The 9,363-nt window shown below is 46.2% G+C and carries 9 protein-coding genes and 1 pseudogene; 6 read left to right on the top strand and 4 right to left on the bottom strand.

The window, feature by feature from the left end; all coding sequences use genetic code 11:
* The first annotated feature begins 136 nt into the window (after positions 1-136).
* Positions 137-487, top strand: a complete 351-nt coding sequence (locus ACIFO6_RS20240; RefSeq protein WP_430043279.1) for a hypothetical protein — start codon at positions 137-139, stop codon at positions 485-487.
* Positions 488-504: 17 nt separating this feature from the next.
* Here ACIFO6_RS20240 and ACIFO6_RS20245 read toward each other — a convergent pair whose 3' ends face one another.
* The gene (locus ACIFO6_RS20245) at positions 505-1,092 is read right to left on the bottom strand and encodes a hypothetical protein (protein ID WP_430043281.1); all 588 of its coding nucleotides are present in this window, start codon (positions 1,090-1,092) and stop codon (positions 505-507) included.
* 393 nt (positions 1,093-1,485) lie between these two features.
* Here ACIFO6_RS20245 and ACIFO6_RS20250 point away from each other — a divergent pair, with 393 nt between their 5' ends.
* Together ACIFO6_RS20250 and ACIFO6_RS20255 are read left to right on the top strand one after the other, a co-directional pair.
* On the top strand, positions 1,486-2,064 hold the full coding sequence (locus ACIFO6_RS20250) for a hypothetical protein (RefSeq protein WP_430043298.1): 579 nt from the start codon (positions 1,486-1,488) through the stop codon (positions 2,062-2,064).
* Between the two features lie 36 nt (positions 2,065-2,100).
* Positions 2,101-2,721 carry a hypothetical protein gene (locus tag ACIFO6_RS20255; RefSeq protein WP_430043282.1) on the top strand — a complete coding sequence of 207 codons (621 nt, stop codon included), beginning with the start codon at positions 2,101-2,103 and terminating at the stop codon, positions 2,719-2,721.
* Positions 2,722-2,773: 52 nt separating this feature from the next.
* Here the strand turns inward: ACIFO6_RS20255 and ACIFO6_RS20260 are convergent, their stop codons facing one another.
* Positions 2,774-3,187, bottom strand: a complete 414-nt coding sequence (locus ACIFO6_RS20260; RefSeq protein WP_430043284.1) for a hypothetical protein — start codon at positions 3,185-3,187, stop codon at positions 2,774-2,776.
* 274 nt (positions 3,188-3,461) lie between these two features.
* On the opposite strand from ACIFO6_RS20260, the gene ACIFO6_RS20265 reads away from it, so the two are divergent.
* Both ACIFO6_RS20265 and ACIFO6_RS20270 read left to right on the top strand, forming a co-directional pair.
* Positions 3,462-3,833, top strand: a complete 372-nt coding sequence (locus ACIFO6_RS20265) for a DUF4190 domain-containing protein (protein ID WP_430043286.1) — start codon at positions 3,462-3,464, stop codon at positions 3,831-3,833.
* A 92-nt stretch (positions 3,834-3,925) separates the two neighbouring features.
* Positions 3,926-4,189, top strand: a complete 264-nt coding sequence (locus tag ACIFO6_RS20270; protein ID WP_430043287.1) for a hypothetical protein — start codon at positions 3,926-3,928, stop codon at positions 4,187-4,189.
* 73 nt (positions 4,190-4,262) lie between these two features.
* On the opposite strand, the gene ACIFO6_RS20275 is transcribed toward ACIFO6_RS20270, so the two are convergent.
* Both ACIFO6_RS20275 and fabV read right to left on the bottom strand, forming a co-directional pair.
* Positions 4,263-4,415 carry a DUF1540 domain-containing protein gene (locus ACIFO6_RS20275; protein WP_081473770.1) on the bottom strand — a complete coding sequence of 51 codons (153 nt, stop codon included), beginning with the start codon at positions 4,413-4,415 and terminating at the stop codon, positions 4,263-4,265.
* 261 nt (positions 4,416-4,676) lie between these two features.
* Entirely contained in the window at positions 4,677-5,864 is a 1,188-nt protein-coding gene (fabV, locus tag ACIFO6_RS20280; protein ID WP_430043289.1) for an enoyl-ACP reductase FabV, read from the bottom strand.
* Positions 5,865-6,052: 188 nt separating this feature from the next.
* Between fabV and ACIFO6_RS20285 the strand changes: the two are divergent.
* Positions 6,053-9,363 (top strand): annotated as a pseudogene (locus tag ACIFO6_RS20285) (WIAG-tail domain); the annotation flags it as partial.

Consider the following 9,363-nt stretch of genomic DNA (forward strand, 5'->3'; position numbering starts at 1 on the left):
CCACAGCAAGCCACCATTTACGGAGGTCTGCTGTGGGTCTTTTTGAATTGTGGAACAGTTTTGGAAGCGATAGAATGAATAGAAACACATAAAGTGAATCTATTCACATGTTATTTTTTAGACAGGAGAGAATCATATGATTCATTTGCAAAAGGAAAGCGGGCGTATCCGCCTTGTGCTGGATGCCTATTTTATGGGAGAGGACATAGTCGTACTTATTTCCGGCGGCGATCAGCCCCATCTGGGAACGATTACAGCAGGAGCCAGACTGGAGCCGATCCAAACCGTTCAATTGCAAGCCCACAAGGAATTTTATATTACCGAAGAAATTGCCGTTCGATTACGAAAAGAGTTTGCGGGTAACTTTGCAATTTGCTGCGGGGCGCATATGGATCATGTAACGAAGGAAGAAATCCGAATGTTGACGGACATGGCTATACAGTTGGGGAAAGAGCTGATTGATCAGCTCAAGCAAAAACATCTGTAACGACTGTAGTGACCTTTTTAAGAAAACTCCTGAATGAGCAGATTTCGGTATGGATATTTACTGTAAGGATACTTAAAAAGCAACGCAAAGCCATGATCCTCGATTTGTACGGATTTCAGTGCAGTGGATGGAATCAAGCTGCGGATCATCAGAGCAACCGAACGCTGGTCTTTCCGGTTGATGGCTTTGGCTAAAGCAGAAGCAAAGCATGAATTGCGTGCCAATTCGAGATACAGCGGAAAAACGTCTCTGGCGATGGCGCGGTGAACCCTCGGCTCAAATGTAAACTGCACCGTACCGGGTGGAATCGTCGTTCCGTTTGTATAATACAGCTTCGGTGGCTGGGCCAAAAAGGAGATAAAATAGCCGATGCCGTTCGTGCCCAGTCCTTGCTTGGCGGCAAATGGCGCTACCGAGCAGAGCAGGGCCTTCATCCGATCCAAATTGCCATGCACCACAGCACGTGACCATTGGACTGCAAAAGTACGGCGGGTGGCAATAGCTTTGTAAAATGGCAGCATGGCAGCGGATATTTTCCTGAGCATGTCAGCATTTAAGCGTTTGTGAGGCGAACACCTTCTGTGGGATGTTGCACGATATACCATAGCTCCGACCTCCTTGGCAGGATGCTCTCATGGAGCGCATTTTATCAGTAATAGGTAAAATACTGTATGCCCGATCACCTCGAAATGTGCTTATGTATTCATGTATTTTTCTTACAATTCACTATTTCTAGATTGCTTGATCACACTTCTGGTCACGAAATTCTTCTTCAATTCTTTTCGGGTGTCTCTATCGTATTCCTATTTCAGTATTTTGATGAATTTCAAGTAGGAATAAAGAATCAATTTGATGTCGAATAATGAAAAATTTTGTTTAAATGGTAGATTGCTGTAAAGATAGACTGTATATTAGTAGTGTAGCAAGTGCTGCCGATGATGTAGTGGTTTTCTGTTACGTCAGGAATGATAGTAAGATTTCCAAATTTCCTAAAAGGGGTGCTAACCTTGAAAAAACTATTAGCTTCCAAGAAAAAACTTTTTTCCATGGTCGGAATATTATCTATTGCCGTGATTTCTATTAGTTCCACTTCTTTTGCAACTAGCTTTACTGGAGGGAGAAGCTCAGCCAATTTTAATGCATATTATGATTCCTCTGTTTCTACGAATGGCTATACCAGTGCCTATGATACCGCACGTTCTGATTGGAACGCTGCATCTGGATCAGTAAACATTGGTAAAACGACATCGACAAGTGGGACTCCAGACAGATATTATGTCGGTTCTACAGCTACATCTGGTTTATTGGGATTGACAACACCGTATAAAACATCTGGTGGTGTAGGAGGTGTAAGTGATAGCTGGGCATATGCCACGGTGGTGATTTATCATAACCAGATGCAGGCCTCCGGTATGAATTCCGCACAAAAAACCTCCAACGCAACCCATGAGATTGGCCATACGTTATCTCAAGCGCATCCATCCACTTCTAGCAGCTCTGTTATGAAACAAGGTATTCAGTCGATCGGTGTTCAAGCATATGACAAGCAATCCTTAATTGCTAAGTGGGGAAACTAATTAGCATAATAACTAATTTAAGGAAGGGGCACTATTATGACTTTTAATAAAAAAATAAAGTTGGGTATTTCTGTATTAGCAGTAGGGGGACTGATTGCTTCAGGGAGTCTTTTTTTTACATCCACCAATGCTTCTCCACAATTTTCAGAATTAAATACTCCCAAAATTTCGTTAGAAGCTTCTTATATTGATTATAAAACTGTAAGCGAATTGGACTCCAATGCAGAGCTTATTGTGATAGGGAGTCCTTTGCAGGAGTTTGATGATCGACAACATATCGTTACAAGCTTTGATGATGGTACGATACAAGACCTTTATACACTTACGAATATAAAAATTGAGAAAGTGATTAAATCACCCGAAGGGGCAGCATTAAACGTAGAAGAGCCATTGTCTATCGTGGAGCCGATTTCTTATATTGATGATGCCGAAGGCAAGAAAAAAATAGCCTATGAGGATTATACTGAATTAAAGCAAAATGAAAAAAGTATTATTTTTCTCAAGAAAAATACACAAGGACAGTATAGCGTAATCAATATGGATCTCGGAAAGTTTACTATTGAACCCTCATCTCAATCTCCTAGCTCATCGGTGGATAAACAAGACTCCAAAGAACAATTCCGAAAATCAGTATTGGAAAAATATGTTTTAAAATAAAATCCAAAAAAGGTCTGTTCTTTATTTAAACCCAAAGAACAGACCTTTTTAGTTAATCTTTAATTCCCTTAAGTAATTTTTTTATCGAATTTGTGGAGTTGACTGATATCTTGTACGTAGTATGAGTATCGTCCTTATTCACATACATAGCATTGCTGGTTGGATCGTTATTGTTAATCCATAAATAATAAGAATCTTTTGTTCCATCTTTTTGGAATGTAGCTTCGTAATTTGGAGAATCCGTATTAACTATTCCTGATATCTTTTCAGATTCCTTCATTGCATTGATCAATATCATAGTGTCCGAAGTATCATTAAATGTAGCAATTACATCTTTTTTTGTTTGTTGTTGCAGTGTGGCGTCCTTTTGTAGTTTGTAGAGTATTATTTTATCCTGCCCCTGCCCACTTTGAGAAATAACTATTTTTTCAGCGTTAGAGCTACAAGCTGTTATCAACATCAGCACGATAATCAAAAACAAGATTCCATTCTTCCGCATAATAGAACAAATCCCCTTTCTGAAATTTACTCTATAGACGATCCGAATGGGTGGAATGTTTCAGTCCGCTCTGCAAAGCGACTGTTTTGCGGTAAAACGTATTGTGAATTTTAATGAATAGCTGCATACGGCTTAAAAGATAAATATTTTTTTAAAAAATAAGTACTGTCCTGATTTGTAAGATTGTGGTACCCTAGAACGTATATATTGTTATTTTACATATTGGAGTTGAATCAGACAAATGAGTAATTTATACAAAGACCCCCAATCGTCCGATCCTTTTCAGGAGACGAATGGTTATAACGCCCCATTTAATCCGCCCCCACAGCTTCCGCCTACAAACAGTAAAGCTGTTGCTTCCATGGTGCTCGGTATTCTAGCTGTCGTCATTCCCTATCTGGGGTTCATTATCGGCATCATCGGTATTATTTTGTCCAGTCTTTCCCTGAAGGAAATTAACCGTCATGGCGAACAGGGCAGGGGTATGGCTATTGCCGGATTGGTATGCAGCATTATCGGGACGCTGATCTATGCGCTGATCATCATTTTTATAATCGTCGTTGTTGTTTTGGCAGCCGCAAGTGGCGAGTCCAATCCTTTTTCCGACATTTAATGAAATCAGTGAGCTCATACACTTGTACTCTTCACGATGGGGATTCCAGATGCTATGATGAATGGAGTCCAATCAAGGAGAGTGAAAGTCATATGGCACGTACTCAAACACAAAAAGCGCTAAGCAAGGCGAAGCGCGCCGGAAACTACTGCTCTGCACAGAGCCGCAAAACCAATGGTCATTATGGCGAGATATCACAGCATGTGCGAATGAAGCCAACCAAGCAGGAACAATTACAAAAAATCAAGCACAAGAAGCGAATCGTTCAGAGCGACGCTTCTTTTTTTGTCCTCCGTGTTATTATTTTATCCTCAGTTGTTAAAAAAGGACTTGATAATAATTCTCATTCTTGCTAAAATGTAAAAAGAAAAAGGAACCCGGCTAGGGGCTCCTTTAGGGTAAACCAATGCTTTACAGAAATAACCAACCTTATTTTGCTTCAAAGGTTTTGCAGTCCGTTTCTTCGGACTTGTGAGTGTCTGTAGGTCTGTTGCTTACGATATAAATGGAGCTTGCGCTACATTTATTTTCTTGAGCCCAGTGTGTACATGAATTCACTTCACACATAACGTCTTTTGCCATGTTGTTCATCTCCTTTTGAGTGGGATGTAATAGGCTAAGCAAATAAGTACGGTCAGGCAAGGTAGGACTTGTCCAACTGTGATTACCCTCTTATTGGAAAGAGGGATTTTGCTATGCCTACTTGTACAATATCAAATGAATTTTAAAATTGCAATGTTTGCTTCAAACAAAAGCTGTCCTCCATGCAGAGATGAATACTCATCTGTCGGAGAACAGCTTTTTGCTTTTCTAACATAATAACAATATCGGTACTAGAATGACTTAGCGAACGGCAGGGATATCCACGATCGGGTCAATGTCAGCCTCGTAATCCACACCCTCAAATTCAAAGCCAAACAGCTTAAAAAATTCGTGGCGATATCCTTCAAGATCAGACAGCTCGTAGATGTTGTCTGTCGTCAGCTCGTCCCATATTTTCGCTACCTCAGCCTGCACATCTTCTCGTAGCTCCCAATCATCAATGCGAATAGGTCCTTCCTCATCCACAGGAGTTTCTGGAGCATAGAGACGCTCGGAAAACAGACGGTAGCTCTGCTCCACGCAGCCTTCATGTAATCCTTTTTCCTTCATTACCTTGTACAAAGCGGAAATATACAGAGGTACGACTGGTATAGCAGAGCTGGATTGAGTGACCAGTCCTTTGGTGACTGCGACGAAGGCGCGTCCGCCTGTGGCTCTCAACTGAGCGTTCAGCTGTTGTGCTGTGGCTTCCAGATGATTCTTTGCACTTCCGATCGAGCCTTCTCTATAGACGGCTTGGGTAATATCTGAGCCGATATACGAAAAGGAGAAGGTGGTCGCAGAATCAGCCAGCACACCGCCCTCACGCAGGGCTTCGATCCACAACTGCCAGTCTTCGCCGCCCATAACCTCTACAGTCGCCTGTACTTCTTCTTCTGTTGCAGGTTCCAGTGTAACGCTGCTCACTTCGCCAGTGTGGAAGTTGACTGTTTTATTGGTGTACGGCTTGCCGATAGGTTTGAGCACGGAATTAAACGTTTCACCTGTACGGGGATTCGTGCGACGACCGGAAGCGATGCTGTAAATGACCAAATCGACTTGCCCCAGCTCTTCGCGAATGACTTCCACTGTTTTGGCTTTGATTTCATCCGAGAAGGCATCCCCTGTCACGCTAAAGGATTTAAGCCCTGCTTCCTGAGCAGCCTTTTCAAATGCAGCGGAATTGTACCAGCCTGCCGATGCTGTCCGTGTAGCTGTAGCATTACTGGGACGATATACGCCGATGGTATTGGCCCGCGCTCCGAATGCAGCCGTGATGCGGGAAGCCAGGCCATATCCGGCAGATGCCCCGATCACAAGCACATTGCGAGGTCCCTCGATAGCAGGACGGGCTTGCACATAGTTAATTTGCTCCTGAACATGTTGGGCACACCCCACCGGATGAGCAGTGGTGCAGATAAAGCCGCGTGTTCTTGGTTTGATCATCATATTATTGTAATTCCTCTCTTCTTGTAGCAATCTTCACCCTTACTATTTTAACTTTTAATAATATTTTTTCAAACGTGGATTTTATAGACCCTTATCTGGGCAATAGTGAATCCCGTTTGCAGGGTGGCAAGTGCCTAAGAGTCTGCATATGATGCCGTAACGATAAATATGAGAAGGGAGAGAGCTGCTTGAAGAACAAGAGCCGAAAAACCACCAGAAGCAAAAAGCCGCTCTATCGTGTAATTGACCCGGATATGAATGAATTAAGTATGATACAGCGCTTAAAGCCACAGCCTGCGGAGTGGGAGACAGAAGCAAGACTTCATCAGGTTGCTTCTCCGCCTCCCCCAATGGTTGAGGAGGCGGAGCTACAGATCATTGCCGAGCACGAAGACCCAATCGGGGACGACACGGAGAATAAGGATGCAGGTGCAGCAGAGGAAACTCAAGTATTGATGGATGTGCCCGAAGAGCCTGAGCTTCTGTCTGAGTCCCTGTCTGAGTCCCCGTCAGAGCCATTGCTTGAGGCGATTGACGTCGAAGAAATATTGAACAATAAAAAGGCGCCACATGTAAACAATGCTTTCATCTATACAGACGATTTAAGTGATCTGGCTGTAACCGGGGAGAAGATCGCTCCCGCCTCCATAGATTCCAGCAAGCTGAAGCAAGAGAGCGTCCAAACGGAAACTCTGGCGGATTATGCTGTTCATACCATTAAAATAGCTGACGGTGCAGTAACATCTTCGAAAATTGCCCCGGATTCCATTACGGTGGAGCATCTGTCGGACGCATCGGTGGCAGGCAGCAAGTTGCAGGATCGTTCCATTGGCGGTGAGAAGCTTCGTGATGGCAGCATCACCCCGGAAAAGCTGGCCGATAAGATTATCAGCAGCGATCATATCGCGAATGGCTCGATTGAAAGCCGACACTTTAAGCAATGGATTGTGTCTTCAGAAATGCTTCAGGATCAGGCGATCACCTCTGATAAAATTCGCAGCGGCACAATCCAATCTAACAATTTGGCCAATGAGGCCGTCGACAGCTCCAAGCTTGGGGATCAGTCTGTGACCACCTCCAAACTGCGAGATGGGGCTGTGGATGGCTCTAAAATTCAGGCTGGCAGCATTGAAAGTGCACATTTAACGGAGCATGCCATCATTGCCCGGCATCTGGCACCCGGTTCGATTAATCGCAAGCAGCTTTCCGACGGAATTGTGGGCAAGGAACAACTGGAAGAAGGAGTTGTCAGTGGGCGTCATCTGGAGTATGAGGCCGTCACCAGTGCGCATATTCAGGCTGGAGTGATTGAAAGAAAGCATCTGAGTCCCGGCTCCATTGGGGAAGAGCAGCTTGGAACGGGTCAAGTGACAGCTCGTCATTTGGCAGACCGGAGTATCCAGTCCAACAAGTTGGCGGATCAATCTGTAGGCTCGCTGCAAATTGTCGATCAATCCGTGACTTCATCCAAAATATCGGATCAAAGCATTTTACCGCACAAAATCGCCGATGAGGCGGTACTTACCAGACATATTGCCACAGCGGCTATACAAGGCCCTCAGCTTGCTCCAGAGGCGGTCTCTTCATTACATCTTCAGTCGGAAATTATTCGGGAAAATCATATTGTAACGGGTGCAGTTACGGAGCATCATTTACAGTCTGGGGCTGTCACGAGCGAGAAATTAGGGAAGGGCGCAGTTCTGGATCACCATGTGGCGAATCAGGCGGTCAAGGAAAATCACATTGCTTCGAACGCTATTAAGCCTGACAAAATTGCTGACGAAGCGATTACGGAAAGCAAAATTGCCGCAGGGGCGGTAACCAGAAATAAAATTGCGCCTCAAGAAATTGCAGATGTACACATTGCGTCCGGGGCTATTCGTGAAAACCATCTGGCGGACAAAAGTGTGGGTGGTAAGGCATTACAGACTGAGTCCGTTCGTTCGGCGCATTTGGCCGTGGGTTCTGTGCTGAGTGAACATATCGGGAACGGAAGTGTGGGAACCTCGGCCTTGCAAGGGCAGTCTGTTACCGCAGACATATTGGGTGAAGGTGCTGTTCAAACAGGGCATTTGGCGAGTGGAGCGGTGTACTCCCATCATTTGCAGGATCATGCGGTAACCTCGCTGAAACTGTCGCCAGAGAGCGTAGCTACGGATAAAATTAATGATCTGGCGATTACAGCTCCTAAATTGGCAGAGGGCAGCGTAACTTCCTCCAAGCTGTCCGCACGTTCCGTGCAGCCGTGGCATATCACGGATAAAGCTGTACAGAGCAATCATCTGGCTGTTGAAGCGGTGGAAACGAATCATCTCGCTCCTGAATCCGTCACCTCCAACCATTTGCAATCTGCATCGGTCCTGACCAAGCATCTCGCCCCGGATAGCGTATCCGGTCATATACTTCAGGCGGAAAGCGTCACCTCGGAGAAGCTGGCGGCTCGGTCCGTGCAAGCGCCCAACCTGGCGGAAAGCAGCGTCGGTCCTGCACATTTGGCTGCGCAAGCGGTACACACCCAGCATTTGGCAGCCGGAGCGGTACAGGAAACTGCACTGGCTCAGAACGCGGTGAAGTCCGAGCATATTGCACTGGAATCCATCCAATCGGAGCATTTGCAAAACGGAGTCATTCAGGGCGAGCATATCGCATTCCAGGCCGTGGGGACCTCGGCCTTACAGGATGAAGTGGTTACCTCTGTCAAATTGGCGGAAGAGAGCGTAACTTCTACCAAGCTGTCTGCCCATGCAGTGCAGTATGGGCACATTTCAAACGAGGCGGTCCAAAGCAACCATCTGGCTGTGGCGGCCGTGGATTCGACACATCTGGCAGCGGGAGCGGTCACCTCGGTTCATTTACAGGCTTCCTCGGTGCTTACGAGACATCTGGCCCCGGATAGCGTATCCGGTCGTGCGCTCCAAGCGGAAAGCATCACCTCGGAAAAGCTGGCGGCGCGCTCGGTACAAGGAATGAACCTCGCAGAAGGCAGCGTCGGTCCTCCGCATCTGTCTGCGCAGGCCGTACACCCCCGGCATCTGGCAGTTGGAGCGGTACAGGACAGAGCGCTGGCAGAGGGAGCGGTGAAGTCCGTGCATATCGCACCGGAGTCCATCCAGTCGCACCATTTGCACATCGGAACCATTCAGTGCGAGCATATCGCATCACAGGCGATATCGACCGATACTTTGCAAAGTGAGTCTGTTACGTCTGACAAACTGGCGGAGGAAAGTGTAACCTCCACCAAGCTATCTGCCCATGCAGTGCAGTCCGGGCACATTACAGATGAAGCCGTACAAAGCAGCCACCTGGCTGTGGCGGCCGTGGATTCGACACATCTGGCAGCGGGAGCGGTCACCTCGGTTCATTTACAGGCTTCCTCGGTGCTTACGAGACATCTGGCCCCGGATAGCGTATCCGGTCGTGCGCTCCAAGCGGAAAGCATCACCTCGGAAAAGCTGGCGGCGCGCTCGGTGCAAGCGACGAATCTTGCGGAAGGCAGCGT

Origin of the sequence: Paenibacillus sp. NRS-1781, from assembly GCF_050467745.1 — a bacterium.
GTDB classification, from domain to species: Bacteria; Bacillota; Bacilli; order Paenibacillales; family Paenibacillaceae; genus Paenibacillus; species Paenibacillus terrae_A.